The following is a 26,254-nucleotide window of genomic DNA, read 5'->3' as shown; positions in this document are numbered from 1 at the left end:
GTGTCATTAAAACATAATTTTCGTGGCGCAGCCATTGGTATTTTCTTAACCACTTCTATTATTGCAAGTAACTATTATTTGGGTAGTAATAATAACAATAACGAGGAACTTACTACAATAGATGCAATAGAGTTTTTGGAAGGTGAATCGTACGTTGTCCTTGAGGATGAGGAGTTCAGACAGCTTAGAACTGAAGTACGAGAGCTGAGAGAGCAAATCGAAGAAGTATTTATTGAAGAAGAAGAAACGGAAGTTATTGAAGAAGAGCCTGTGGAAGAAGATACTCCAGAGGTAGAGGAAGAAGTGGAAGAAGAAGTAGAAGAAACAGTAGAAGAAGAAGTAACTGTTTACGAAACAACTGTAGTATTAGAATCTGGAATGACTTCACATGATGTTGTGCAACAATTAATCCGTGCAAATATTATTTCTGATGGTTCCGCTTTAGTTGACTATTTAGTTGACAATGGAATTGAACAACAAATAAAAATTGGAGAGCATAAAGTTAATAGCGATATGTCCATATCGGAAATTGCTCAAGAACTAATTACTCCATAATATATTTAAGCAGATTTATAAAAAACTTGAGGGTGGCCCTAATCAAATGGGCTATCCTCTTTTTTGTCATTCCTAAACTATAGATCACCTCATAATCTAAATTATTTATTATGAAATTAACTTCCCCCAACCCTCACTATCTCACTATTTCAATAAAATAGCCCACCAAATGAACTAACATTTGATAGGCTATTGAAAGTACTTATAATTTTTACGGTAGGTAAGTAACGAGAAATCAATCCAACACTAGGACAGCCTCTATTTCGGCTTAATCTTCTGATTCCTCATTATCTTCGTCTTCATCATCTTCTTCGTCTTCAGCACCAGTGCTAACATTTCGATTTTCTTTCATATCAAAATACGTATCGAGGACTCTACGTGCAATTGTATTCGCAGCTCCCCCACGTTCACGGTGGACTCCAGGAACGACAACTGCAATTGCCACTTCTGGTTCATCAAACGGTGCAAATGCTACAAACGTTTGATTGTTTGCCTTATGACTTACACCATTTTTTCTAACTGTAACCTGCGCTGTACCGGTTTTTCCCGCAACTTCATATGGTGCATCCCCAAAGAAGCTTCTCGCTGTACCTCGCGAACCATATGTTACTAATCTAAAACCTTCCTGAATTCTATCAATGTAACCATCATCAACATCTAATTTATTTAGTATCTTTGGCTCTACCTGTTGGGAAATTGGACCTAGTTCCTCTTTAGATCGTCCAGGTTCCCTTATCTCCCTCACAAAGCGTGGCGCTACGCGATATCCACCATTTGCAATGGTTGCCGTATATTGCGCCAATTGTAACGGCGTATACGTATCAAACTGACCAAAGGTTAACATCAGCATGTTACCAGGGTATCCATATCCCCCATTAATGCCAGCAGATTCAACTGGAACATCAAGTCCTGTTGGTACACCTAGCCCAAATTGATGATAATAATCTCTTAACGTATCATAACCTCTATCAATGTTCCCCCAAGAACTAGATCTACCTGGCACATAACCAACTAGGCGCATTGCCACTTCTATCATATAAATGTTAGATGACTGTTCTAACGCCCCAAGATCATTAATATATCCTAACGTACGATGAGAACTAATAGGATTAGCACTAGGTAAGTTTACTGGTCGGTCAAAAATGGTAGACCCAGGTGGTAATACTCCAGTATCATAACCAATAAGCACCGTCGCCCCTTTTATAGATGACCCCATCTCAAAAGCATAATTAAAGTTCCCAGCTTCTCTCAATCTTTCATCATAGCCCGCCATTGCCAATATATCTCCAGTATTTGGCTCCATGACAACGACATAAGCATCTGGATCACCAATGAAATGTGAAGATCTCTCTTCAACCAATTCATCTACTATGTTTTCTACACGCTGTTGAAATTCCATATCAAAGGTAAGAATTAAGTCATTCCCACGGCTTCCTTCATTTATTTCCGGATTCCTTAAGAAATTCCCCCTTGAATCCATAAAATTATCCAGTCTTCCTTCTCTTCCCCTTAAGACCTTCTCATATTGAGCCTCCAGGTAACTTGTACCTACCTCAGCATTTCTTGTATATCCATTAGCAAGAAAATGATCAATACTATCTCTAGGAATTTGACCTATCCTTCCAATGATATCTGATAGTAAATCTCCATAAATATATTCCCGCTCAGAATCTCTAATGATATCTACACCAGGTAGCTCATCTAAATGCTCCATAATCTGTGCAGCTTGTTCATACGTAATATCACGTAGCACTTTATGCGGCAGATTGTTATATCCTGCAGTGAATTCACGCCAGATTGCGAAAACTTCCATTTCCCTATTAGATAGGGATTCCAATTCTCTCTCTGTGATTCTTGAAATTCTCTCTGCATGGGCTTCACCATCTGTCATTTCTAATTCTTCTGCCTCTTCAATAGGTAGCTTCTCTACAAATTCATCAGGGTAAATAACCCCCCAATATTCCCTCAAATCTCGTTCATTAATTCTTGAAGGCTCTACTGTAATAAATTCATTTAATTTTTGTGCCGTTTCTAGCATCACTTGTGGTGGCGTGTGGCGATTTGTATAAGTTACTGTAAAAAGAAGATTATTATCTACAACTATATTTCCGTTACGGTCATACATTAATCCCCTAGGCGCTTCTACTGGCACACTGATATTAATGGTCCGTTCGACTTGTTCCTCAAACTCTTGTCCTTGTACAATCTGTACTATACCTAATCTTAAAATTAAAGCAGAAAATAAGATAAATACAAAGAAAAATAAAATATTCAATCGAATTGGCAAGTGAGTTTTCATCGTCTTTTTTTCTTTCATTGGCGTTTTCCTTTCGTCACTCTTACTAAAACATATCCGTCTACATGCAATAATAGACACCTCATATGAAGGTGTCTATAAATTAGAGCTGCCCGCAGATGCGGTTATCTTCTCGATTTCACGAACCCGCCCTTAAGCAGGTGGGTGCCCGCAAAAGTACTTCCAACTTCCTACAAGCTAAGTAAAAAAGGTGTAGGCATGTTGTACATACTTTAATCTAAAGCTCCCTTGTGAATTGGTGTTCGGTTCGAATTAAACTCGAAGTTCACCAACACCGCAGGCTGTTTTATTTAATTTTATTATATCATAGAGGCGCTATTTTTCAACCTCCGCTACACTCATCACTCTTGTTTATTTACACCGTACGCTTCGTTTTCACCGGAGAAAGGAATCCGCACTTTACGGATGCACCAATAAATCATTGTATGACCTAATCCTAGAATTAAAAGTGCATACGGAATTCCAGAATCCTCTCCAAACATTTGGATAAATAAAATTAAAATGAGGATGGATGAAATACGCCCAGAGTTAGTAAAAAGTTCCCGAACAACGATGTATTCTACCCTCATTTCTGCTGCTTTCCAACCACTTCCTATAACATCATAAGTAAGTGACACGTACGGAACGAGTAACAATGGATAAGCAATGGAAATCGTCACACCATACATGATCAACTTTGTGAAAGTCAAGTCTCCTGTGACAATGATAAATACGGCTGCATACAGCACAATCCCTGCCACTAGGATAAACTTCTTCCTTTGCAACGGCTTGATAAATCGCCCTGCAAGGAAATAGGTGACAAAGGATACCCCTGAGGCAATCAAGCCGTATGTCCCTAACGCCATTTCGCTCCCTGTTGCTACATAAATCCATACAACAATAACGAAGATAAAGCTACCTTCCCGTAGCCCTTGGAAAAAGTGAGCCCTTGTTACCCTTCTCCAATGCTCATATTCTCTACGTATTTTAAATACATCAAGCAAATGATACTGGCCCTTCGCTGAGCGACGCTTTAGGAAAAAGCTCAGGATAACGGCAGTCACGAATAATCCAAGCGATATGGCAAAAATAAGCCGATATCCTGTCAATTTATCCATGTGTGTAATGAGAAAACCTGCTGATATAGGACCAATCATTCCTGCAAATGATGTTAAAATACCTAAAAAACCGTTAAAAAAGTCACGCGTTTCAGGCTCTGTAATTTCAAACGTTAAAACATTGAAAGAAAGCCAGTAAAAACCAGCACCAATCCCCATCAGTCCACCAAGTAAAACGAGGAAGTTACCTGCGTTTTCACCTAAAAACAGTACCGTAAAGAAAAAGATTGATAAAAAGGTGACGCCTAATCTTAGCACGACAACTCGATCAATCTTCTTTGCCCATCTTCCTGCCAATATAAATGTTAATGGTTGCATAATCACAACTGATAAATTGTAGAGAGCCAAATCCATGAACTCTCCCGATTGTTTCCATAAGTAAACATTTACAAATGTGTTTGATAAGGCGATGCTGAGTGCATATAGACCTCCGATAAACAACAGCAAGTTGAGATCCTTATTTAACTCAATATCACCCACTACCGTTTGAACCCACTTCTTCATAGACCGACGCTCCTTTGCCGTGACACTTTCTATTGTGCCTCGTTGCAAAGGAGGATATGCGACTAATCCATATCATCCAAGTTAAGGAAAAAAGCGAATTGAACTTATCACGGGATCAGTTCCCCTAATTCGACATACGAAGATATCTGCTTAATTGAATGACCAAAGACACTATAAATAAAGGGAGTTTTCCCTCTAAACTGCAGAATATAGCTTTGTAAAGAGGAAATAAGGGTAGGATTTCCCGTTAAGCATACACAAAACTCAAATTATCATGGTTATCAAGTAGAATAGCGGGAATTTCTCCATCTATTTTAGCTATTTTTGGTGTCTTTTCTTAAATAAGTGTAATTTCTCCCCTTATCATATCATCACATGTTGCAGATTCACTCATTAGTTCCAGTGAGTCCACTGTTTTATGGCTGGGAGGGGCGAATCATACATAAAGAGTGGTTTACGTTTGCGAAACAACGAGAGTGATTGAATATGGATTATATTTTTCACAAAAAAAACAGGCACCTACTATGCGCAGGGGCCTGTTCCTTATCATTGTTATTACTTCGCTGCTGCGAAACGCTTAGCAACTTCGTCCCAGTTAACAACATTGAAGAATGCGTCAACATAGTCTGGACGTAAGTTTTGGTATTTTAAGTAGTAAGCGTGCTCCCATACGTCTACACCAAGGATAGCAGTTTTACCTTCCATGATTGGAGTATCTTGGTTTGGTGTGCTTGTAACAGCTAATTTCCCACCGTCTACTACTAACCAAGACCAGCCAGAACCAAAACGAGTTAATGCAGCATTTTTGAATTCTTCTTTGAACTTGTCAAAGCTTCCAAATGCGGAATTAATTGCGTCAGCTAACTCACCAGTTGGAGCGCCGCCACCGTTTGGAGACATGATTTCCCAGAACAATGTGTGGTTATAGTGACCTCCACCATTGTTTCTAACTGCTCCACGGATGCTTTCAGGTAGTGCGTCAAGGTTTGTAAGTAACTCCTCTAAGCTTTTTCCTTCAAGGTCAGCATGCCCTTCTAAAGCACCGTTTAGTTTTGTAACATATGTGTTATGGTGCTTCCCGTGGTGAATCTTCATTGTAGCCTCATCGATGTGCGGCTCAAGTGCATTGTGTGCATAAGGTAATTCAGGTAGTGAAAATGCCATTCATATCTCCTCCTTATTAATATGTAGATTTATTAATGAATGCATTACAGACGTAACGCGATTCGACATAAGAAAACACTTTTTTCAAGTTGTTAAAAGTGATTACCTATTACTATTTTTACATTACCAGATATACCCTCACGATTCAAATAATAAACCTCACTAAATTGTTGTAAAAAATTTTAATTCTGCAAACTTCTCCAGATTTCCTGCTTGAATTGGGAAAATGAAGCCTTGGAATTAGCTGGTTCCCACCAAGATCTTGTCCACTCTAAATCCCTATGATAGGAATGGGGACTAGATTTTACTTCCCACGCGATTCCTGGCCGCATCCCTGCAAAATGTAGCCAGAAAACAACTTACAGCTCAGAATCCTTTCCCAATTTGAGAATCCCAACCCACAACAATCCTACTCCATAGATATCACTTCGCAAAATACCTCATTCTCGGATTTAACATTTGATTAGGACTCTTCAGCTGAAATGTTCCACTCTCATGATAGTCTACCGTTAATTTTTCATCGTAAACCCAGTCATATTGTTTTTCATATGTGACTTGGATAGGTGAGTTTCCTTCCATGTCAGCTTCCGCTTCGCCCTGATCGATGGATTCCTTTTCCTTCAATAGACTTACACCACTAACCACGCAGCCACAGCCGTCAATATCATATTTTAAGAAAAGATAATTATCTGTAATTGTATTACTTTTATTCTTTAAAGCTTGTATCGCTTTTTCTGTAATGGTAACTTGCATTTCAGTCAATCCCCTCATTAAATGTAGTCTTGTAGTAGTATAGTAGGTAGATTACCTCATTACCCCAATACCCCAACACACTATATTATAACAATATTACGAAAACTTAAGCTAAAAATAACACTTAGATAGAGCCCTCGAACCCGATAAAAACTAAAAATGAAAAAAAAAGATCTATATATTTGCATCATAGCAAACACATACATCAAACATAAAAAATATGGCGGAGGAGGAGGGATTCGAACCCCCGCGGGCTTTAACACCCCTGTCGGTTTTCAAGACCGATCCCTTCAGCCGGACTTGGGTACTCCTCCGTATGAAATTATTGAAATGGTGGACCCTGTAGGACTCGAACCTACGACCAACCGGTTATGAGCCGGTTGCTCTAACCAACTGAGCTAAGGGTCCATGAAAAGAAAATTATCGTTGATAGCGAAGCAACTCGCGCTTTTTCAAAATGGTAGCGGCGGAGGGGATCGAACCCCCGACCTCACGGGTATGAACCGTACGCTCTAGCCAGCTGAGCTACACCGCCAATATAGTAAAGACAATGAATATAATAGCATGTCTACATGGGCTCGTCAATACACCAAATCATTTTCCAACAAAAAATAAAAAGGGGCTGAGAATGGCCTTAAACAGCCTTCTCAACCCCTTCCTCACATATTCCCTTAACCGCTTCTTATTCTTCTCCAATAACCGTTTCTGCAATGTTTACAGCGTGGTCACCGATACGTTCTAGGTTAGAGATCATATCCACAAATGTAATACCTGCAGATGCCTCACAGCTTCCTTCATTTAAACGCATGATATGTTTTTTACGAAGCTGACGTTCCATCTTATCGATCTTCTCTTCTTTTAATACAACAGCCCTTGCTTCAGCAATATCATCATTATCTAGAGCCTTTAGAGTTTGTCCAACTGTTTCAATCGTTAAATCAAACATTTCCTGTAAGTCTTGTTGTGCCAACTCAGAAACTTTTACTTTGTTAGTTACTTGGTATTCAGCCAATTCAATAATGTTTTCCATATGGTCACCGATTCGTTCAATATCCCTTACTGTGTCCATCAATGTGGAGTGTAATCTAGAATCGTGTGCTGACAAGGAATTTGCTGAAATCTTTACTAAGTAATCCGTAATTTTACGGTCAAGGTTATTAACCGCGTCCTCAAACTGGTAGGTCATTTCCGCATGTCGCTTCACCTTTGTTGTAACAAACTTGGAAGCTTCCACTAGCCCTTGCTCTGCTAGCTCACCCATTCGGAGCGTTTCCTTCTTGGCTTGTCCTAAGGCAATCGCAGAGGACTGCTGGATTAAGACTGGATCTAAATGCTGTGCTTTATATTCAATCACCGTTTCTTTACCAGGAATGATCTTAGTTACTAAGAATGCTAACAATCCAATGAAAGGCAGTTGAATGATCACGTTTGACGCGTTAAAAATACCGTGTGCAACTGCAATCGTCATTTCAGGGTTCAAGTTCCACTGTTCTTGTAAAAATGCAATCATGGCAATATAAGGACGTATGACAATTAACACAAGGATGGTCCCTATCATATTAAAGAGTACGTGCGTCAATGCTGCACGCTTTGCTGCAATAGAAGCCCCTAGCGCTGCTAAAACAGCAGTAATTGTCGTACCAATGTTGTCACCAAATAATACTGGTAAAGCTGCATCTAACGTCATTGCTCCCTGTGCAAAAAGCTGTTGAAGCAATCCGATAGCAGCGGAAGAGCTTTGAACACTTACTGTAAAAATCGTACCGATAAGGACACCTAATAAAGGATGCTCACTCATAGATACTGTTAATTCCATAAATAGATCAAGTTCTCTTAATGGTTTCAATCCTTCACCCATGAGATTTAACCCATAGAACAATGCCCCAAAACCAAAGAATACTTGTCCAATGTTGTTGGCTTTTTTATTTTTTAAGAAGAAAATCAAGAATGTACCAACGGCAATAATCGGTAATGCGTAATCAGAAATTTTTAAACCAATAATAAATGCAGTAATTGTTGTCCCTACGTTCGCACCCATGATAACACCAATGGATTGTCTGAGAGACATGAATCCAGCGTTAACAAGACCAATGGCCAATACTGTCGTACCAGTACTTGTTTGTAAAAGCACGGTTACGATAATACCAGCAAGTACCCCCATCAGTGGGTTACTAGTGAATTTATCCAATATTTCACGGAGTCTGTCTCCTGCTGTTTTTTGCAGGCCATCCCCCATGAACTTGATTCCAAATAGGAATATAGCTAATCCACCCAAAAACATAAAGATAAGGTCTCTTAAATCCAATCAATTCATCCCCTTAATTCATCAAGTTTCTATCTAGTTCGTCACCTTAGACAATGTTACATGTCATTTATTAATTCATTATTAATGAATTGTAAAGATTTTGTTAAGATTCTTAACAAAGAGTCATAGCGGGTATAATTTCCTCAGGCTTGTACTTGTCTTTTTTGTCATATATTCGTTAAAATAGCATTTAGAGACTTTTATTATCCTCCCATTTACAAACAGATATTAAAAAAAATGAGTTGAACTAACGAAGGAGAGAAGAAATGAATATTATCCAGCAATTTATTAAAAGCTTATATTCTCCAGAAACCATTGCGAAATTCCGCATGCAAAAGATAGGGAAAACAATCCTTTACGTATTCTTCCTTATGTTCCTTGTAACAATACCACCTGCCATCGTCTTAGGCTCAGGTATTTCTTCCATTTACGATAAGGCAGAAACGCATCTTGTTAACACATTCCCTGATTTTACAATCGAAAACGGTGTTTTACACGCAGATATAGATGAACCAATCATTGTAGAAGATGATGGAGAATATATTATCTTTGATCCTAATGGGGAATTAAGGATCGATGAAATAAATGATTATGGCAATGCCTTTGCATTATTAGAGCGAGAAGTAGCCTTTGTTTCTGGAGGGATACATGAAGGAATTAGCTACCAAGATTTCGGTATAACGATCGCTAAACCGGAATTAGTGGAGTTAGTAGAAAACTTAGGTGGGATCCTCCCACTCATCATCGGACTTCTCATTTTCTTTATTTACGTCTTTACAACAGGTATGAAATTCGTTGGCATCTTTGCCCTTTCACTAATTGGGTTGTTCTTGAGTAAAAGGAATGCACCACAGTTAAGCTATAAAAACCTTTGGGTGATTTCCGCCTATACTGTGACAATGCCGACCGTCCTTTTTGCAATCATTGATATATTGCAAATTTCCATTCCTTTTTCATTCACCATATACTGGGTAATCGCAATTATGATGCTTTACTTTGTGTTTGGTCACATTAACAAACCACGAGGAGCAACACACGAATAATTTTTGAAAAAAATAGGTTTTAAAGGGCACTCCATGGGGTATATTGCTATCGTGGAGTGCTGTTTCTTTGTATTTTAATACATCTCCCAGGACATTGAGTATTAGTTTTGTATGCCCTCATAATACAATTACTCAATAAATTTTATTAGCTTAAAAACTTATAACCATGTATAGATTTATTTTGGGGAATCCTTTACATATTTATAAAAAAGCCGATATTAATCATAGCAAATATAGAATAGTCCTAATTTTCCAAGATTCAGATATTTTTTTCAACATTTTTAGTACGGTATAAAAAAATTATGATATATTAATTATATCTAATATTTATTCTACAACAGTCATAAAACCTTTTTTCCCACCGACAGATATAATACTAGATGGCTTTAGTTAGAATAGTGAATGCACCTACAAGAAAAGGGGTTATGAAACATGATTGGAGAACGTGTACAGCGGTATCGAAAGGAAGCGGGAATGACACTCACTGAGTTGGCAGAAAGAGCTGGTGTTGCAAAGTCCTACTTGAGCGCATTGGAGCGGAACATCCAGACAAATCCTTCGGTACAATTCCTAGAAAAAATTGCGTCAGAATTAAATATAACGATCGATCATCTCTTAAAGGATTTATCTGCACAAGAAGAGCAAGATTTAGATAGCGAGTGGAAAAAGCTTGTGGAAGAAGCAATGAACTCAGGCGTATCCAAAGAAGAATTCCGTGAGTTTCTCGAGTTCAACAAATGGAAATTGCAACAAAAATAAAGCCTCCCAACAGTGGGAGGTTTGTTTTTATGTGCCATTTCTCAACAACCTCTTCGCTTTCCGCGGACGATCCACGAGCCTCCTCGGCCCGTCGCAATTCAGGAAGATTACTCAAGCCTGCGGGGTCTCGTTTGGCTCGTTCTTCCGCAGGAGTCTCAAAGGTTGTTGCTTATGGCAATTTTATTTTTTATATACAATATTAAAGTAGTAGGTTATTAACTATAAATAAATATACAATAAGATAATTTCTGACCTTTAACTACACCTTTCTCATAATTATAAAACCCTCAATATTTGTAACAAATACCAAGGGTTCTTAAAATCATCTATTCTACTTTTATACTCTTTTTGCGATTCCAAAAGTACATTGCAGATCCTGCAATAAGTACGATGAATCCAACTACGAGATAGTTATAGGAATTTGTCGCAGTTGCAGGAAGAATATGTCCGTCCTCCGGCTCTTCCTCAAGGACTTCGTCATCAATAGGAGTTTGTGATATTCCGTCTACAACTTCAGGCAATTCCCCTTCCGCTATAAACAAAAACTCTACTTCCACTTCTAATCCTTGATAATCATTCCCTAAATGCGTTGGGAAATAAACTGTTAGGGAGAAATCCTCTTCATGGAGCGCTTGTAATGGTCTCGGATCAAAACCTGTGAAATCACCTAAGCTACCTTCATAAAGGACATCACCATCAGCATTCTGTAACTCTAATTCTAAAACATTATAGAGTTTTTCAGAGCCACTATTTCTACTAGCAATCATGTGGTAGGAGAAGTCTTCCTCTCCCCTATTTTGTATCGTTAGTTCTCTATCCGCCCAATCCCCAGGTTTCATATTCGTCACTTCAAAAAGGACACTTTCTGGTGTTGTAGTGATAATAACAGGTACCTCATCAGCGAACGTCCTATTATTTTGTTGTACACTCAGAATAAATACTAGAACTACCAGAAAGCTAGAGATCCCCATAAACACTAGTTTTAGTTTCTTTGGCATATCATCACCCTCTTAACGATGGTTACCCATCTCATTTTAATGACTCTGATAGTTCTTCTAGCTCTCTAGTTCTTTCTGAGCGATCTTTTCTCTTATTAGTTCTTTCCATTTCACTGATACCTTGCCAGATTGTAAACCCTGCATAAAAAATGAGTAGAAGACCGGGCACGATTAAGAGTAATGCGCCCCCTTCTTTTGATTGAGCAAAACTAGCTATATAACCAACATATGGAATTGTAAAACCTGAATACTTTGCCACAACATTTTCAGATAATACTAATTCACTATCCGGTGCAGCATTCGCATCCCCTTTTGTTTCGTACATCACGTGATCTCCACTATGAATCACATCAATAATTCTATGTGTAATTAACATGTTTTCCCGTTCCATAAAGGTGATAATATCCCCTTCTTGAAATCTTGTCATATCACCACCTGGTTCAACAGCGATAATTGATCCAGTTTTAAACTCCGGTTCCATGGATCCTGATAAAACAGTCTTGATTTGATAACCAAATACTTCAGGTTCTCCTCCTGAGGCTTGTGTAGTAATCACTACAAAAACCATGAATATAAGGGAAACGAATAGCGCGAAAGTAATAAATCCACTAGTGATTTTTTTCAAGATTTTTAATTGCTTCATAGTTTTAGTCACCGCCCCCATCAGTTTGCTTGTCAGCATTGGAATCTTTGCTTTCTTTTTCTTCCTCATTTTGTTCTTGATCTTTTATATTCTCTTTTTCTTTTTCTGCATCTTTATCTTTCTCTATATCATCTGATGTATCTTTATCCTCTTTAGATTTAGAGTCACCTTCCGACTCATCTTTTGATTCTTCTTGCTGTTCCGCTTCTTTTTTGTCTTCGACTGAATCATCTTTTTTCTTAGCTTCGTCAGAAGTTTTTTCAGACTCATCAATTTCATTTTCTACTTCTTGTTCTATAACATCTCCATTATCTTCTTCCACTTCTTCATTATTATCCTTACTAGCATTACAGTTCACATGTACCTTTTCGCTCCAGATTTCTTCATTTTTCCCTTCATAGTCAGGTAATTGGTAAGCTTTAAACTTGTAGAAACCATTTTCTTCAGCTTCATATTCGAGTTCCACACGTTCACCAGCAGCAAGGTGGTCAATTGTCCCTTCGTATACTTTCTCCCCATGTTTATTACTCGGGTTACCAGACTCCACATAATAAACTTCAAATGTAGTTGGTGAAGTCATGTCTTCACCTCTATTCTTTAATTCAACACTAATATAGGTAGGTGCACACACTTTTAAATTTTGTGTTTTTTTACTCGTAAAATCTAAATCACTACCATCCCACCAATACTCTGCTGAGGAAATGGTTACTTGCGTATTGTTTTTATTGCTGTAGTATGCCTCTGTTCCAGAAGTTAATAAAGACAATGAAAATACCGTGGCGTACCAAATTGCCAATACTTGGGCGAGAATAACAACCTTCTTGAACCTTGACTTATTTTTTGCGATGCGCAAACTTCTCACCATTCATTCCTCCTCTATGTAAAACAAAATAATGAAGTATATAGCTTTATTTACTATCATAAATATACAAATAGACTTGTAGATTTATGATAGTAAATAAAGATTGGGAAAGATGAGGGGCTCCTCACCTTTCCACTTTTTAATCAAATTATCTTTCTTCACCGTCAGTTTGGAATCCTTCGAATGTCCACGTAAGGTCAAGATTTAGACCTTGGAGGTCATTTTGACGCTCGTCTGTATCGTTGAAACGGAATTGAACATCAAAGTCAGCTGTTCCACCTGCTGTAATACCTGTAACTTCTTCAGGAATATCATCATATTGTGCTGGTCCAACCCAACCAATAAACGGAATCCAAATCAGACCTGGCTGTGTCATTACAGTTTCCATATCAATTTTTGTAGCTAAATCTTCAGGTGTTAGATTTGCTAAATCGTATAATGAAACTTCAAATAACACTTCATAATCCTCATCACCAGATGTGTTATTTAGGAATTGGACATAAAGTTGTTCTGCATATGCATCAGCAAGTCCAGGAACCACTGCATCTCCATCACTATCAGTTACTGAGTATTCAGTATTTAGATTAACATACTTGATATCCAATGACCCATTGTTTTGAAGTTCAAAGCTTCTTGGCATCCAGTCACCTGGTTTTAGATTCTCCATTGGTACCTGAACAACTGGATCAACATCTAAATCAATTGTTCCTGACGCAAATGTGTTAGTTTGAGTTGCAGTGTCACTGAAGTATGCGAACGTTCCTCCTCCGATCAATGAAATACCTAATGCTGCTGACAGAATCCCCATGCTTAATTTCTTTTTAATACTCAAAACAATTCCTCCCTTTCACCCTTTTGGGTATGTAATATTTATGTGAATCTTTGCATCTGCAAAGATTTCAACCAATTCATATTAGCGCTCCTCGTTCTTTTTAAAGAAAGCATTCAAGAATTACCCGTTATCCATAGGTTCTTTATAACGAATTGTTATTATATGGCTAGTATAGGCTATAGTTTATAAAATGAAAAATCGTATATACGGTTATTTATGCGATATAAAGAACTAAATACTTTAAAAATCTCTCTAATACTCTAAATATCTGAATTTTTCAAAAAAAATACATTATTTTGTTCTTTTTTTAGAACGGATTGGTAGGCTATAAAACTATTACTTAAAGCCCTTAAAAGATGGATATTTAAATTTCAAGCTTTATTTTACCTACCTGTGAACAATACTTCGTCCCTCATACTACTTAGGACTTCAAAAAAATGTAATTTAGATCCTCAAATTAATCCGTAAATTCTTTATAAAGAATATTTTTCATAAGTTTTACCATTATTACTTTAAAATCCTCCTATTTTCTCATTTTCCAAACATATATATGTGCGTTATAATGAACAAAGAATGTTAACATGCATACTTGGGAAAGGAGGGGTACATATGACGATTGGAGATATGATTCGCAGGCGTCGTAAGGAGAAGGGTATTTCCTTATCTGAGCTGTCTAGGATGACTGGCGTATCGAAGTCTTATCTAAGTTATATTGAGCGGGGGATGAAGCAGAATCCATCTATTGACGTGGTGAAGCGGATCTTTCACTCATTAAATCTGCCAATCACAGTCCTTACTTCCCTTGAAGAAGAAAATCCTAAAGCAGTGAATGATTTTCATCGATAAGAGGAAAGTATATATATCCCAATTAACTACACTGACTAAAAAAAGAAAAACCACTTTTAACAATTGTTAAAAGTGGTTTTTCTTCATGCTGATGATACCGTTTTCGATTTTTGACGTAGAAAGTTCCGAATCTCCTCGTTCGTCATCCCCATTAATATTGCTTCCTTGATCAATTCCGCCCATTCAGAATCCAATTGGCTAACAGTTTCCCTTTCCATTCCTCCCAGTTCCCCCTTAAAAACTCTGCCCGATAGGCAGCCCGGCGATCATAGGCTTATCGTCTTATTTGATATGTAAATGCCCTTAGACCCGTAGCTTTGCGTCCCTACCTTTCAATAGGTATGCCATTGTCAAACGGGGAGGTAAAAAAATTGATCATTCCACTCAAAACGAATGAGCATCAGTTATTAACTCAAGTATAGTCGAACCGTTCAAAATAGTGTGCAGAATATTGTCGTATCTCAAAAATGTGACTTTAGACTTATGTTATCTCCTATAAAAATATAAATAACACCAATTAACGACAATTACTGCTTTTTTTATATAAGTCATGTAACATATTTTTAGTAGTCCTCCATTTGTGAAATAAATTCAAATTCGACAATCTTATCGTTCCCTCACTTATACTCACTCCTGATATATACGACGAATAAAGGGGAATTTATGCCTACTTTTTAATCAAAAATAAAACAACCCTGTAAATAGCTGACAGGGTTGTTCTTCACCTATATTATTCTATGATTCAGGTACAACGACAATGCGTGTACCATCTGCAGATATGACTCGAATCTTTTGATTAGGCTCAAGCCATTGATTATCAGAAGTTGCACTATAAAGCTTTCCATCTACATCAATGGTTCCCGTTGGACGGAATGGTGTTTTCGTAACGCCCGTTTTACCAATCAGGTCCTTGTAGGATTCGTTCATGGAATTATAACCAAGATCACTCGTTAGCTTATCCTTCAACGTCATTTTTGACCACATGTTCCTCGGTGGAAAAACTTTTGTGAACAAATAAGATGTTGGAGCTGCAATGATTAAAGCCATGGCCACCAGTGCCCCATATACAATGCCTGGTGCAGGGAGTGCAAGACCAAGAATCATGAGTAAGATACCAAATAATGCAATTGTACCATCGGTAGTTACTTTACCGTCAAAAATGATTAACATAAGTCCGATAAGGTAAAGGACTACAATCCATAAACTAGCTCCTGCCGTTAAATGGTAGGAAAAATACATTGCCATAATCACGACACCAAGGACTGCAAAAATACCCTTCGCCCTTACCATTAACTCTCCAAAAATAAATAATGTTGCAATAAAGATAACGAAAAAGCCAAAGGAGGCGTTATCTAATAGTTCCATTGTGGTTCCCCCTTTCAAAAAGATCCATTTATCTATTATTTTATCAGATTTTTACCTTCATGTTTATGTACGATATAATATTGCCATAAGTTTCAACTAAATTCAAAAAAATTCACAAAACTGTGCGGGACCTGGTCCCGCACAGTTTAGAAAAAGTTATATCTTCCTAATATCCACTTCACTACTTAAGGCTGTGTCTATCGGCTCCACGTATCCTGGTGAGGAGCTAAACCATCCTTTTACTGAATCGATTAATGCGCTGAAGAAATCGAGGATGGAGCGAATAAAGCCCTGTCCTTCTTCACTGCTTAGAAAGTCCGTTAAGTTTTCACGAATGTTAGAAATTTGGTTTTGCACTTGATCCCAATCGATATTTAAGTTTCTCATTCTGTTAAATAAGGAAACTAAGCCATCAAGCTCTGTATCCGTTAACGTCATGCCCAGTTCTCCTGCAAGACGTTGAATGAGTTCACGTAAATCCTCTTCAGATTGAATATCTTGCTCAGCAATCGCTTCTTTAATTCTTGCCATTAGCTCAGTTGCTTGCTCCACTCCATATTCTTCACCAAGTCGGGCTGTCTTAACTAACTCCTCGTTAGCCACTTCTTTTTGTTCTTCTGGTATAGCTTCATCACTTGTGATTTCATATGCTTTTAGAAGTCCAGTTAGTGCCCCAGTACCAGACACGTTAAAAGGTGCTGTTACATAAACGTTAGCATCCTTTACCCCTGCTGTAATTAAGGCGTTCGCGTACATACCTTCTGAAACCCAAGTAATATTGTTCGTTTCTACATTGATTCCTGATCCCTCATCTGCAACAGTAATCATAGATGAAGAAATAGAGCGACTACCAATGACAGACGAATCAATGTGTCCACCAAGATAATGACGTTCTTCTTCTATAGAAACAGTAATAATATCAACGGAATCCTCCGTCACTTCCATTTCAGATAAAATACTTTGCCTTTGTTCCTCTGATAAGTTTTCACCTAATGTTACGATACGTTCTCCTTCTATTGCATCTGCAAAAACCATCGACGAAACAAAAAGCCAAATTGCCATCGTTGCTATTCCAATTTTCATTAATTTATTTCTCATTTGTTTTTCATCCTCTCTCTCGGAGCTAATTATCTCCATATTAGTAGAAAACACTATATTTTTTTAAAAGAAAAGGGACTTTAGTGCCAACTTTAATAAAACAATGGTGATTCATGTAACTACATCATTTGTTAAGCATCGTTAACAGGTAGTTCCAACTCTTTTTCCTTCACTGTCGAAAGCCACCCTATGTACAGCCAAAGGATCACTCCTATTAACAGTAGGCTAGAGTATAGAAACATCCACCATTCTTGCATCATCCATTGGCTGTATACTAACGGTCCGAAAGCTACACCTAGAAACCGAACCATCCCGTATAGTCCAAGGACAATTCCCCTCTCACTCTTAGAGACGCTCGAAGTGACAAAAAGGTTGCAACATGGAAGAATAAATCCTGCCCCTAATGCGAAAAAAGTTAAAATTGCTATCAACATGAAGAAGGAGTGTTCGATCATTCCAAATATGAGGACGAGCAGCATCATACCAAAGCCTGTCCCCATTACCAACCTTGTTCTACCATTATCTCCGCCAATCAACTGGCTTGATAAATAAGATGCGATCGTCATTGCCCCTAGTGGAAGTACAAACAGCACCCCTTTTCCAAGTCCATCTACTTGATAAACCCTTTCCGCTTCATAGGATAGATAAACAAGTAGGCCAAACAAAATAAACAAAATCACGCCACCTGTGAAAAAAACAGGAAGTAGCCAACTATATTCCCTGCGGACAACTTGCAACACATCTTGTCCATAACCTTTCATGGTGCGATTTGTCGTTGTTCTTTCCTCAAGTATATACGTTTTTATGGCTAGAAAGGTTACAAAGGTAATCAAGAAATAGAAGAGGAAGGCACTATGCCAGAAAAACATTAATGCTACTATGCCAAAAAACGGGCTCATCATTTTTCCAAAGCCGTTAAAAACCTCCACTGTTCCTAGGGCTGTACTTCTATTTTTCCCAGTAAACTGATCTCCAATCACTGCCATTGCCAGTGGTGCCGTTCCCCCAGCTCCTAAACCTTGTATGGCTCGTCCAATCAATAGAAATATATATGATACGCCTTCCCCACCTATGACTACAGAAACAAAGGAAATAATACTTCCGAGACAAACGAAGAAAAGGGATACCATAATCACCTTTTTCCTCCCATAATTGTCGGCGAGGAAGCTTATAAAAGGAATGATAAGTGCTGCTGGAACAGAAAATACCGTTAACAACAGGCCTGCTTCTGCGGGGGTCAGTCCCATAGATGCTTCAATTGATGGGAGAATCGGAATGAACATGGAGTTCCCGATTACCATGACAAACGGCAAGAAACCTAGAACAATCATTATTAATTTATCTTTGCGATCCATATAAATCACAATCCTATTTATGACTTCAACAGTTTAGTTTTAACACAATTTATTCTCTTTATTAAATGGCTCTTTAAATTTGATATAAAATTTAATAGAATTTCTCTATTAAATCGGAATATTTTAATAGAGTCCGCATAGAATGTATTAATAATAGGAAAAGTCGATACGTTTTAGATTCAATAAAAAGTTGAAACAGCTTCAAAAATAAAAGGACAAGGAGTTGTGCGTCATGAGACCATTGCTCGTATTCATCATAATAATGGTTTTTATCATCAGTGCTTTCTATGATTTAAATGTTGGGACGATACCTCACTCTTCCAACATTCATGCTAATGAAAAAACGGAGGAAACGGTTGATAGCACGGAATCGATACAGGGTAGTAGTGAAACAGATGAACAAACAGGTGGGCAAATAAGTCTTCCTTATCAAGAAGTTATTGTGGATTCTGGTCAAACTGTGTATGGGATCGTCAAGGCTCTTCATGAAGGAAAAAACTTTACTGTTGCCCCACACACAGTTGTGGAAGACTTTGAAGCCCTTAATTCAGATATTGTTGCACATCAAATACTTGTTGGAGAGGTATATAGATTTCCTATATATTACGAGGAAAGTGATGGAGATCACTCATAGTTCTTGCCACAAGTGTGAAGTCGTTGGTACAATAGTAAAAGCGCCATCAAATATGTCCCTGTTTAGTAGGGAACATTAAATACGAAAGAGCGCCAACTTATTTTTCCAAAAAAGAAGTATTGATTTCACATAAAGGGGCGATGAAGTGTGACCCAAGTTATTCACCGTACAAAAACAAGAGCTGTAAAAGTTGGACCTATCACCATTGGGGGTAGTGATGAAGTCATCATTCAAAGTATGACAATGTCGAAAACACATGATGTGGAAGCGACAGTTGCTGAAATTAAAAGATTAGAAGAGGCAGGCTGCCAAGTCGTTCGTGTCGCTTGTCCAGATATGAGAGCTGCAGAAGCGATCCCTGAGATTAAAAAGCAAATCAATATTCCACTTGTCGTGGATATTCATTTCGATTATAAGCTTGCCCTGAAAGCAATTGAAGGCGGCGCTGATAAGATTCGAATTAACCCAGGAAATATAGGACGTCGTGAAAAAGTAGAAGCTGTTGTTAACGCAGCAAAAGCAAAAGGGATTCCGATCCGAATTGGTGTAAACGCTGGTTCATTGGAAAAGCGTATTCTAGATAAATACGGTTATCCAACGGCTGACGGAATGGTGGAGAGTGCCCTTCACCACATTAAGATCCTGGAAGATCTTGATTTCCACGATATAATCGTGTCCATGAAAGCTTCGGATGTACGACTTGCAATTGAAGCATATGAAAAAGCGTCAAAAACTTTTGATTATCCTCTTCATTTAGGGATTACAGAGTCTGGGACATTATTCTCTGGAACAATTAAAAGTGCTGCAGGACTTGGTATCTTGTTAAATCAAGGTATCGGAAGTACAATTCGTATTTCCTTAAGTGCTGATCCAGTGGAAGAAATAAAAGTGGCGAAAGAGTTGTTAAAATCTTTCGGATTAGCTGCAAACGCTGCAACACTTATTTCTTGCCCAACATGTGGTCGAATTGAGATCGATTTGATCAGTATTGCCAATGAAGTCGAAGAATATATCCAAAAAATAAATGCACCACTTAAAATTTCTGTTCTTGGCTGTGCTGTAAACGGTCCAGGAGAAGCAAAAGAAGCGGATATCGGAATCGCCGGTGCTCGCGGTGAAGGTCTTTTGTTCCGTAAAGGAAAAACAATTCGAAAAGTTCCAGAAGCGGATATGGTTGAAGAGTTGAAGAAAGAAATCGACAAACTAGCCGCAGAACACGAAGAAAAGCAACGCAAAGAAAAAGAACTGGCTGAGTCAAATAATAATTAATAAAAAGGAAAATGGCGCACATTTAATCATGTGCGCCACTTTCATATATAGGCTACTCATCAATTACAGCCCTTACAACCATCTACACGCTTGGCGAAATTTTAGTTAATATAGTTAGGTGACGAATGGAGCAAAAAAGACTGCCATTATAATTGTAAACGCACTGATAACCACTGCAGTATATCCTAGTCCTTTGTGACCACGATTAACTGTCATGAACCCTAGTATCAAGCCGGCACCAGCGAAGATTATCGGAAGGAAGAACAGAGATACAATGGATAGGGCAACAGCCAATGTTCCCATCCCTTTACCTTCATCAGTAACTGTATCATCTTCCCTTTCCATCTCCCTTGTCCTGTCAGAAGTTATTTCAACTTCCTCTCTTCCACCTAGAAGACCAGGGTTTGGAGCATACTCCGCAGCTGTTTCTTCACGGTACTCCGACTCTTTATAGTGTTCTGGATCGTACTTTACATCATTGCTTCGCTCATCTTTCACCACATGAAAATCCCTTGGATGCTCATTATTATCATAGTGAGACATCAAAAAACCTCCTTTGCCAAGCCGTGTAAACTTAGTGTGCCATTTCATGGTCTGATTATGGTTGACAATGATTTCAAGTGCTCATGGAAGCTTATTTCTAGGGATTTATGCATTTAAATAAGTGCTAACCTGAAAATACAAATCATGTGTTGGTGATCGTTTCAGTCCACTCGCTTTCCGTGTGCGGATGATGAGCATCCTCCAAATTCCGCCTAATAACTTACCCACGTCTTGGGGGCATATAAAAAAACCTAATAAGAAAGGTGACTACACGATGAAAAATAAAAAACGATTTGGAATTGATATAGATGGTACTGTAACTGATCCAGCAACGTTCATACCATATATTAATGATCATTTTAGTAAAACTCTGACACTGGAGGATATTACGGAGTATGATTTATCTGCTCTTTTAGATATTCCAAAGGATGAGTTTTGGAAATGGATGCAGCAGCATGAACCAAATATTTATAAAGAAGCGACACTTGCCATGCATGCTAAAAATATATTAACGGACTGGAAAACACATCATGAGCTTTTTTACATCAGTGCTAGACCTACGCAGTTCCATGACCTTACTGCGGAATGGTTTCAAGCTCAAGAAATTCCATTTGACCACATCCAGCTGTTAGGGTCACACCGAAAACTAGAGGCTGTAAAAGAACATAGTGTGGATATTTTCTTTGAGGATAAACATGATAACGCTTGTGACATTGCAGAGGATTGCAATATTCCAGTTATTTTATTTGATACACCTTACAATCGAGATGCTGTGCCTCGTGGAGTTTTTAGAGTGAAAAGTTGGAAGGAAGCAAAAGAGATCGTTGAAGGTTTCTTTCCTTTAAAACAATCCTAAGAGTAAGAGTGCACACCCTCTAGGAGCGATGAGCGATCTGGTATGAGATTTGGTTTTTTCTATTTTTCATACCTGATCAGGCGTCGATCTGGTATGAGATTTGAATTTTTCCATTTTTCATACCTGATCAGGCCTCAATCTGGTATGAGATTTTGTTTTTTCTATTTTTCATACCAGATCAGGCGGCGATCTGGTATGAGATTTCACTTTTTCCATTTTTCATACCTGATCAAGCGGCGATCTGGTATGAGATTTCACTTTTTCCATTTTTCATACCTGATCAAGCGGCGATCTGGTATGAGATTTGACTTTTTCTAATTTTCATACCAGATCAGGCGTCGATCTGGTATGAGATTTGTCTTTTTCCAATTTTCATACCTGATCAAGCGGCAATCTGGTATGAGATTTGATTTATTCTATTTTTCGTATCCGATCAGGAGGCGACCAAAAACGCCTCTACCCGATAAGACAATTACAGTCTCCCCCTCAATCAAGATACATTCAAATTCAATCCCCATCTCATCTCCTATTAGACATACTTCCCCTTCATGACGCCTCTTTATTTAATAAAACGATAAATCAAATGAGTGACTACTCTATTTGTCCACGCCATCTCCAGTTTTTCTCATATTACTAGAGTATCCTCAAAAAGAAAGGGGGGGGAACACATGTCAAACAGACGCCAACCAACAGCCGTTCGCTTTCTTTCTGATGACGACATCAACAAAAACTTAAACAGACTCGACAATGAAAACATCCTAAAAGATAAGAACTTCAACTTTAACATTGCAGATGTAACTGACAGTGGTAATTCGTATGTTGATGTTTATGTCGATGCAGAGGCTGTCGCTAAGGCGCGCCAAGCGCAACGCCGGCGACAACGTCAAACCGACATCCTATAACTAATAAGGGTGCTAGCTACTGCTAGTGCCCTGCCCTTTTTTAATATATTATGCCCTTGTGGAGGTGGAGGTGCTTTAATATGCCTATGAAATATGATTATAAGGTGAAGTCTATAGTAAGTGAAAGTGGTAATTCAGATGTGGACGTAAACGTTGTGGTAGATACAACAGCATTAGCATACGCATTTGCTACATTTATGTACATTGATGGACGTTTACCAAAAAACAAATATGATGAAATGGTTGCAGAATTAGACAAGTATACTGGGCGAAACACGAATGATACTGGTAATATAGCTTCATTAATTAATCAGACTAAAAATAGCCTTAATAAGTTATAAATTCGACACAGATAAAGAAGTTCAATAAACACGAAAAGCTCACTACAAATAAGTCGCTGATGAGACATCGTTAATCCGATAAAATTCTTCCCAGCACTTTTTAAAGGTGAGCTTTTACTTTTGCTTTTGCTGTTTTTAAACTTTATTTACCCTCTTGGTGCTTCACACTGCTCGCAGTACCCATATACCTCAAACTTATGGTCTACGATATGGAAGCCTTCCTTCTTCACTGGAAAGAGATCCATTGGACATTCCTCAATGTGCTTTGTTTTCCCACAGTCAAGACAAATTAGATGATGATGGTGGTGATCCGCTGCACAAGTAAATCGAAACTTTTTTTCCCCATCTAATTCCGTTGATTCTAAAATACCTAAGTCTGTAAAAACGGATAAATTACGATAGATCGTGTCAAAACTGAGACCATTATATTTCCCTTGCATATGCTCTAACACATCTTTCGCAGCTAAATACCGCTTCTCTGCCGAAAAAAGCTGGAGCATATCTGCCCGCTTATCTGTATGTTTAAAGCCCTTATCCTTCATAAGCTGAATTGCTTCTTCTACATTCACAATAAATCCCCCTCGTCAGTACTAAGCTACCGTTGATGAAACTAGTCCAAGTCGTTTGATTAAGGAAGTGAGTAGTAATATCACTACTCCTGTAACTACAACCATTCCCCCAGTTGCTATGTTAAAGTAATAGGAAAATAAAATCCCAGCAATCATAGCAACTTCACCGAAAATAATTCCTAATATAACTACTTGGCGAAAACTTTTTGCGATCTGTATACTAGCGGCTACTGGTAGTGTCACCATCGCTCCTACCAATAATATTCCAACTACTTTCATGGACATGGAAATGACCAAAGCGATTAATAGGGAGAAAAAGAAGTTCAACCGATTAACCTTAATTCCCGATGTTTTCGCAAATTCTTGATCAAAAGAAATAGACAACCATTCCTTATAAAACGCAAAGATAATGATAAAAGCAATAAATCCAGTCGCCATTGTAAAATATAGATCGGATAAAGAAACTGTGACAAGGCTCCCGAACAAGTAACTATACCACTCCACCGTGCTACCTGAAGATAGTCCAATTAAAATGGCACTTAGTCCTATCCCACTCGATAAGATAATCGGCACTGCCAACTCCTGAAATGATTTGTACGCATGACGCAGTTTTTCAATTAAAATAGACCCTACTAATGAAAAAATCAGACCTGTATATAAAGGATTAATAAAAGCTAACCAAGTCATCGTTTGACTAATAAAGACACCTGCTGTAATACCTGTTAAGGTAATATGAGATAAGGCCTCTGTTATAATTGTTATCCTTCTCACTAAAAGAAACGCACCCAACAAAGGACATATCAATCCGATAATAAGCCCGGCTACGATTCCCCTTTCGATAAATGTAAGTTGTTGTAGTATTTCCAACTAAATCACCTAAGCTTCCCTTACATCCGCTTCCTCGTAAGTAGAAGGGATATCAATAATATAATAACATTTAGCATGACAATTGTTCCACCAGAGGCTATATCAAAGTGAAGTGCTAACACAAGACCAAGCACAACGGACACCTCTCCAAAGATAACAGCATAAAGGAACGTTTGTTTAAAGCTCTTCGCCCACCTCATAGCTGAAGCAACGGGAAGGGTCATTAATGCCGAGACAAGTAATATACCGACTATTCGCATGGAAGCTGCAATAACAAGTGCAACCATCACGATAAAAATAAAGTGTAATGCCTTCTTTGGTATACCCGAAATAACCGCTTGGTCCTCATCAAAGCTGAGAAAAAACCATTCTTTATAAAACAAAACGATTAACACAACTACTACGGCTGATATAACACCAATCATTTGAAAGTCTGTTCTAGTAATCGTGACGACACTACCAAATAAATAATGAAATAAATCATTAGTAAATCCGTCAGCGAGTGATATAAATACAACCCCGATACCAATTCCTGCTGATAAAATAATTGGTATGGCAAGCTCCTTATAATACTTATAAACATTCCGAAGCCGTTCGATAAATAAAGCCCCTGTCACAGAGAAAGCCATTCCCATATACAGTGGATTCAGTCCAGCAAACAAGGGGTAGAATCTTCCTAACAGAAGACTAAAGGCGATTCCCGTTAATGTGATGTGTGACAAGGCATCTGCGATGAGTGATAAACGCCTTACGACTAAAAACACACCTAAAAAAGGTGCTAAAAAACCGATCATCAGTCCTGTATATAAAGAGTACCTTAAGAAATCAAACTGAAAAAAAACTTGTATCATCAGTGACCGCTCCCATCGTGGTCGTGGTCATGGGTGTGATCATGATCATGATGGTCATGGTTATGCGTAATCACACGAACATCATGGCCATATAAAGAGCTCATCATGTCTTCCTGCTGTAATTCAAACTCTTCCTTATTCCCATGGAAATGAAGACACTTATTTAAACAAGCCACGTCAGTGATGTACTCCGTCATTGCTCCAATATCATGTGTCACTAAAATGAGCGTCATCCCCCGCTCCTTATTCAGCCGCTTCAACATATTGTAAAAGTTCTGCACAGATTTCGCATCCACCCCTACAGTAGGCTCATCAAGTATTAGTAGCTCTGGCTCGCTCACTAACGCCCTTGCTATAAACACCCGTTGCTGCTGCCCACCTGAAAGCTGTCCGATATTTTGATGGATGAAATCCTCCATGCCAACTTGTTTGATTGCTTCCCTCACTTGTAATTTATGCTTTTTTGTTAAAAAACGAAAAAGTCCCACTTTCCCATATAACCCCATTGAAACGACCTCGAAGACTGTTGCTGGAAAACCACTGTTAAAGCTATTCGCCTTTTGTGAAACAAATCCGATCTTATTCCAGTCATGGAATTGGTGAATCGGTTTTCCAAACAGTTTGATAGACCCTTCCTTCGGGGTAAGTAAACCTAAAATACATTTAATTAATGTAGACTTACCTGAACCATTAGGTCCCATCAAGCCAAGGAATGACCCTTGAGGGACAGTAAAATGTATATCTTCTAAAACATTTTGCTTCCCATATGAAAAAGATAAGTTTTTTATTTCTAGCGCCGGCTGTGCCTGGCTCTCCTTGGTCATTTGAAAGACCTCCAATAAATAAATATATATGATAAGAATGATTCCGATTTAACTCTTATCGTAGTATACAACACCACCTTTTTTTTGTAAATATAAAGGCCT

At 38.2% G+C, this 26,254-nt stretch carries 28 protein-coding genes, 3 tRNA genes, 1 other RNA gene and 1 riboswitch; of the genes, 10 read left to right on the top strand and 22 right to left on the bottom strand.

What is annotated here, in order from left to right; all coding sequences use genetic code 11:
• Positions 1-555: a hypothetical protein gene (locus BW724_RS08620; protein WP_088074840.1), complete on the top strand. Its 555-nt coding sequence runs from the start codon at positions 1-3 to the stop codon at positions 553-555.
• Between the two features lie 268 nt (positions 556-823).
• On the opposite strand, the gene BW724_RS08615 is transcribed toward BW724_RS08620, so the two are convergent.
• The 9 genes from BW724_RS08615 to BW724_RS08575 form a co-directional block, all read right to left on the bottom strand.
• A complete protein-coding gene (locus tag BW724_RS08615; RefSeq protein WP_088074839.1) occupies positions 824-2,872 on the bottom strand; it encodes a peptidoglycan D,D-transpeptidase FtsI family protein in 2,049 nt (682 codons plus the stop codon).
• A gap of 85 nt (positions 2,873-2,957) precedes the next feature.
• Positions 2,958-3,158: non-coding RNA, 6S RNA (gene ssrS, locus BW724_RS08610), on the bottom strand.
• Positions 3,159-3,213: 55 nt separating this feature from the next.
• Positions 3,214-4,473: an MFS transporter gene (locus BW724_RS08605; RefSeq protein WP_088074838.1), complete on the bottom strand. Its 1,260-nt coding sequence runs from the start codon at positions 4,471-4,473 to the stop codon at positions 3,214-3,216.
• 555 nt (positions 4,474-5,028) lie between these two features.
• Entirely contained in the window at positions 5,029-5,637 is a 609-nt protein-coding gene (locus BW724_RS08600) for a superoxide dismutase (protein WP_088074837.1), read from the bottom strand.
• A 423-nt stretch (positions 5,638-6,060) separates the two neighbouring features.
• A complete protein-coding gene (locus BW724_RS08595) occupies positions 6,061-6,390 on the bottom strand; it encodes an iron-sulfur cluster biosynthesis family protein (protein WP_176371348.1) in 330 nt (109 codons plus the stop codon).
• A 221-nt stretch (positions 6,391-6,611) separates the two neighbouring features.
• Positions 6,612-6,704, bottom strand: a tRNA-Ser gene (locus tag BW724_RS08590).
• Between the two features lie 17 nt (positions 6,705-6,721).
• A tRNA-Ile gene (locus BW724_RS08585) sits at positions 6,722-6,798 on the bottom strand.
• 50 nt (positions 6,799-6,848) lie between these two features.
• A tRNA-Met gene (locus BW724_RS08580) sits at positions 6,849-6,925 on the bottom strand.
• A gap of 147 nt (positions 6,926-7,072) precedes the next feature.
• Complete coding sequence (locus tag BW724_RS08575) at positions 7,073-8,671, bottom strand: Na/Pi cotransporter family protein (RefSeq protein WP_088077782.1); 1,599 nt, start codon at positions 8,669-8,671, stop codon at positions 7,073-7,075.
• A gap of 290 nt (positions 8,672-8,961) precedes the next feature.
• Between BW724_RS08575 and BW724_RS08570 the strand changes: the two genes are divergently transcribed.
• Together BW724_RS08570 and BW724_RS08565 are read left to right on the top strand one after the other, a co-directional pair.
• The gene (locus BW724_RS08570) at positions 8,962-9,738 is read left to right on the top strand and encodes a DUF1189 domain-containing protein (protein ID WP_088074835.1); all 777 of its coding nucleotides are present in this window, start codon (positions 8,962-8,964) and stop codon (positions 9,736-9,738) included.
• A 432-nt stretch (positions 9,739-10,170) separates the two neighbouring features.
• Positions 10,171-10,497 carry a helix-turn-helix domain-containing protein gene (locus BW724_RS08565; protein WP_088074834.1) on the top strand — a complete coding sequence of 109 codons (327 nt, stop codon included), beginning with the start codon at positions 10,171-10,173 and terminating at the stop codon, positions 10,495-10,497.
• 326 nt (positions 10,498-10,823) lie between these two features.
• Here the strand turns inward: BW724_RS08565 and BW724_RS08560 are convergent, their stop codons facing one another.
• The 4 genes from BW724_RS08560 to BW724_RS08545 form a co-directional block, all read right to left on the bottom strand.
• On the bottom strand, positions 10,824-11,495 hold the full coding sequence (locus BW724_RS08560; RefSeq protein ID WP_088074833.1) for an LPXTG cell wall anchor domain-containing protein: 672 nt from the start codon (positions 11,493-11,495) through the stop codon (positions 10,824-10,826).
• Between the two features lie 31 nt (positions 11,496-11,526).
• Entirely contained in the window at positions 11,527-12,138 is a 612-nt protein-coding gene (sipW, locus tag BW724_RS08555) for a signal peptidase I SipW (protein WP_088074832.1), read from the bottom strand.
• Positions 12,139-12,142: 4 nt separating this feature from the next.
• The gene (gene tapA, locus BW724_RS08550; RefSeq protein WP_088074831.1) at positions 12,143-13,003 is read right to left on the bottom strand and encodes an amyloid fiber anchoring/assembly protein TapA; all 861 of its coding nucleotides are present in this window, start codon (positions 13,001-13,003) and stop codon (positions 12,143-12,145) included.
• Between the two features lie 145 nt (positions 13,004-13,148).
• Positions 13,149-13,832, bottom strand: coding sequence for a TasA family protein (locus tag BW724_RS08545; protein ID WP_088074830.1), 684 nt, complete (start codon positions 13,830-13,832; stop codon positions 13,149-13,151).
• Positions 13,833-14,441: 609 nt separating this feature from the next.
• On the opposite strand from BW724_RS08545, the gene BW724_RS08540 reads away from it, so the two are divergent.
• Positions 14,442-14,678, top strand: a complete 237-nt coding sequence (locus BW724_RS08540; RefSeq protein WP_176371347.1) for a helix-turn-helix domain-containing protein — start codon at positions 14,442-14,444, stop codon at positions 14,676-14,678.
• An 83-nt stretch (positions 14,679-14,761) separates the two neighbouring features.
• On the opposite strand, the gene BW724_RS08535 is transcribed toward BW724_RS08540, so the two are convergent.
• The 4 genes from BW724_RS08535 to BW724_RS08520 form a co-directional block, all read right to left on the bottom strand.
• Positions 14,762-14,896: an anti-repressor SinI family protein gene (locus BW724_RS08535; protein WP_088074828.1), complete on the bottom strand. Its 135-nt coding sequence runs from the start codon at positions 14,894-14,896 to the stop codon at positions 14,762-14,764.
• Between the two features lie 32 nt (positions 14,897-14,928).
• Positions 14,929-15,034, bottom strand: a riboswitch (cyclic di-GMP riboswitch).
• Positions 15,035-15,413: 379 nt separating this feature from the next.
• Complete coding sequence (locus BW724_RS08530) at positions 15,414-16,043, bottom strand: NfeD family protein (RefSeq protein ID WP_088074827.1); 630 nt, start codon at positions 16,041-16,043, stop codon at positions 15,414-15,416.
• Between the two features lie 156 nt (positions 16,044-16,199).
• Positions 16,200-17,141 carry a DUF1002 domain-containing protein gene (locus BW724_RS08525; protein ID WP_088074826.1) on the bottom strand — a complete coding sequence of 314 codons (942 nt, stop codon included), beginning with the start codon at positions 17,139-17,141 and terminating at the stop codon, positions 16,200-16,202.
• Positions 17,142-17,272: 131 nt separating this feature from the next.
• A complete protein-coding gene (locus BW724_RS08520; protein WP_088074825.1) occupies positions 17,273-18,496 on the bottom strand; it encodes an MFS transporter in 1,224 nt (407 codons plus the stop codon).
• Positions 18,497-18,728: 232 nt separating this feature from the next.
• Here BW724_RS08520 and BW724_RS08515 point away from each other — a divergent pair, with 232 nt between their 5' ends.
• Positions 18,729-19,130, top strand: coding sequence for a hypothetical protein (locus tag BW724_RS08515; RefSeq protein ID WP_088074824.1), 402 nt, complete (start codon positions 18,729-18,731; stop codon positions 19,128-19,130).
• 147 nt (positions 19,131-19,277) lie between these two features.
• Positions 19,278-20,399: a flavodoxin-dependent (E)-4-hydroxy-3-methylbut-2-enyl-diphosphate synthase gene (gene ispG / locus BW724_RS08510; protein ID WP_088074823.1), complete on the top strand. Its 1,122-nt coding sequence runs from the start codon at positions 19,278-19,280 to the stop codon at positions 20,397-20,399.
• Between the two features lie 114 nt (positions 20,400-20,513).
• Here ispG and BW724_RS08505 read toward each other — a convergent pair whose 3' ends face one another.
• Positions 20,514-20,942, bottom strand: a complete 429-nt coding sequence (locus BW724_RS08505) for a DUF4190 domain-containing protein (RefSeq protein WP_088074822.1) — start codon at positions 20,940-20,942, stop codon at positions 20,514-20,516.
• Positions 20,943-21,216: 274 nt separating this feature from the next.
• On the opposite strand from BW724_RS08505, the gene BW724_RS08500 reads away from it, so the two are divergent.
• From BW724_RS08500 to BW724_RS08490, 4 genes are all read left to right on the top strand, one after another.
• A complete protein-coding gene (locus BW724_RS08500) occupies positions 21,217-21,798 on the top strand; it encodes a 5' nucleotidase, NT5C type (protein ID WP_088074821.1) in 582 nt (193 codons plus the stop codon).
• Positions 21,799-21,950: 152 nt separating this feature from the next.
• Positions 21,951-22,106 carry a hypothetical protein gene (locus BW724_RS23555; RefSeq protein ID WP_176371346.1) on the top strand — a complete coding sequence of 52 codons (156 nt, stop codon included), beginning with the start codon at positions 21,951-21,953 and terminating at the stop codon, positions 22,104-22,106.
• Positions 22,107-22,466: 360 nt separating this feature from the next.
• Positions 22,467-22,700 carry a hypothetical protein gene (locus tag BW724_RS08495; protein ID WP_088074820.1) on the top strand — a complete coding sequence of 78 codons (234 nt, stop codon included), beginning with the start codon at positions 22,467-22,469 and terminating at the stop codon, positions 22,698-22,700.
• A gap of 80 nt (positions 22,701-22,780) precedes the next feature.
• Complete coding sequence (locus BW724_RS08490; RefSeq protein ID WP_088074819.1) at positions 22,781-23,041, top strand: hypothetical protein; 261 nt, start codon at positions 22,781-22,783, stop codon at positions 23,039-23,041.
• Between the two features lie 146 nt (positions 23,042-23,187).
• Here BW724_RS08490 and BW724_RS08485 read toward each other — a convergent pair whose 3' ends face one another.
• The 4 genes from BW724_RS08485 to BW724_RS08470 are packed head-to-tail and all read right to left on the bottom strand — an operon-like array spanning position 23,188 to position 26,152.
• Entirely contained in the window at positions 23,188-23,610 is a 423-nt protein-coding gene (locus BW724_RS08485) for a Fur family transcriptional regulator (RefSeq protein WP_088074818.1), read from the bottom strand.
• 21 nt (positions 23,611-23,631) lie between these two features.
• Positions 23,632-24,477: a metal ABC transporter permease gene (locus BW724_RS08480; protein ID WP_088074817.1), complete on the bottom strand. Its 846-nt coding sequence runs from the start codon at positions 24,475-24,477 to the stop codon at positions 23,632-23,634.
• Positions 24,478-24,497: 20 nt separating this feature from the next.
• Positions 24,498-25,328, bottom strand: a complete 831-nt coding sequence (locus BW724_RS08475) for a metal ABC transporter permease (protein WP_088074816.1) — start codon at positions 25,326-25,328, stop codon at positions 24,498-24,500.
• Complete coding sequence (locus BW724_RS08470; protein WP_088074815.1) at positions 25,328-26,152, bottom strand: metal ABC transporter ATP-binding protein; 825 nt, start codon at positions 26,150-26,152, stop codon at positions 25,328-25,330. Before BW724_RS08470 ends, BW724_RS08475 begins: the two co-directional genes overlap by 1 nt.
• Between the last annotated feature and the right edge of the window lie 102 nt (positions 26,153-26,254).

The organism is Litchfieldia alkalitelluris, from assembly GCF_002153425.1.
GTDB lineage: Bacteria > Bacillota > Bacilli > Bacillales > Salisediminibacteriaceae > Evansella > Evansella alkalicola.
Note: the sequence above shows the minus strand (reverse complement) of the source record. Positions and strands in the feature narration are given on the sequence as shown.

Coding starts and splice junctions, on each gene's coding strand:
- BW724_RS08615 (WP_088074839.1), bottom strand. CDS start 2,872: ATGAAAGAAAAAAAGACGATGAAAACTCACTTGCCAATTCGATTGAAT.
- BW724_RS08605 (WP_088074838.1), bottom strand. CDS start 4,473: ATGAAGAAGTGGGTTCAAACGGTAGTGGGTGATATTGAGTTAAATAAG.
- BW724_RS08600 (WP_088074837.1), bottom strand. CDS start 5,637: ATGGCATTTTCACTACCTGAATTACCTTATGCACACAATGCACTTGAG.
- BW724_RS08595 (WP_176371348.1), bottom strand. CDS start 6,390: ATGCAAGTTACCATTACAGAAAAAGCGATACAAGCTTTAAAGAATAAA.
- BW724_RS08575 (WP_088077782.1), bottom strand. CDS start 8,671: ATGTTTTTGGGTGGATTAGCTATATTCCTATTTGGAATCAAGTTCATG.
- BW724_RS08570 (WP_088074835.1), top strand. CDS start 8,962: ATGAATATTATCCAGCAATTTATTAAAAGCTTATATTCTCCAGAAACC.
- BW724_RS08565 (WP_088074834.1), top strand. CDS start 10,171: ATGATTGGAGAACGTGTACAGCGGTATCGAAAGGAAGCGGGAATGACA.
- BW724_RS08560 (WP_088074833.1), bottom strand. CDS start 11,495: ATGCCAAAGAAACTAAAACTAGTGTTTATGGGGATCTCTAGCTTTCTG.
- sipW (WP_088074832.1), bottom strand. CDS start 12,138: ATGAAGCAATTAAAAATCTTGAAAAAAATCACTAGTGGATTTATTACT.
- tapA (WP_088074831.1), bottom strand. CDS start 13,003: ATGGTGAGAAGTTTGCGCATCGCAAAAAATAAGTCAAGGTTCAAGAAG.
- BW724_RS08540 (WP_176371347.1), top strand. CDS start 14,442: ATGACGATTGGAGATATGATTCGCAGGCGTCGTAAGGAGAAGGGTATT.
- BW724_RS08535 (WP_088074828.1), bottom strand. CDS start 14,896: ATGGAAAGGGAAACTGTTAGCCAATTGGATTCTGAATGGGCGGAATTG.
- BW724_RS08530 (WP_088074827.1), bottom strand. CDS start 16,043: ATGGAACTATTAGATAACGCCTCCTTTGGCTTTTTCGTTATCTTTATT.
- BW724_RS08525 (WP_088074826.1), bottom strand. CDS start 17,141: ATGAGAAATAAATTAATGAAAATTGGAATAGCAACGATGGCAATTTGG.
- BW724_RS08520 (WP_088074825.1), bottom strand. CDS start 18,496: ATGGATCGCAAAGATAAATTAATAATGATTGTTCTAGGTTTCTTGCCG.
- BW724_RS08515 (WP_088074824.1), top strand. CDS start 18,729: ATGAGACCATTGCTCGTATTCATCATAATAATGGTTTTTATCATCAGT.
- BW724_RS08505 (WP_088074822.1), bottom strand. CDS start 20,942: ATGTCTCACTATGATAATAATGAGCATCCAAGGGATTTTCATGTGGTG.
- BW724_RS08500 (WP_088074821.1), top strand. CDS start 21,217: ATGAAAAATAAAAAACGATTTGGAATTGATATAGATGGTACTGTAACT.
- BW724_RS08495 (WP_088074820.1), top strand. CDS start 22,467: ATGTCAAACAGACGCCAACCAACAGCCGTTCGCTTTCTTTCTGATGAC.
- BW724_RS08490 (WP_088074819.1), top strand. CDS start 22,781: ATGCCTATGAAATATGATTATAAGGTGAAGTCTATAGTAAGTGAAAGT.
- BW724_RS08475 (WP_088074816.1), bottom strand. CDS start 25,328: ATGATACAAGTTTTTTTTCAGTTTGATTTCTTAAGGTACTCTTTATAT.
- BW724_RS08470 (WP_088074815.1), bottom strand. CDS start 26,152: ATGACCAAGGAGAGCCAGGCACAGCCGGCGCTAGAAATAAAAAACTTA.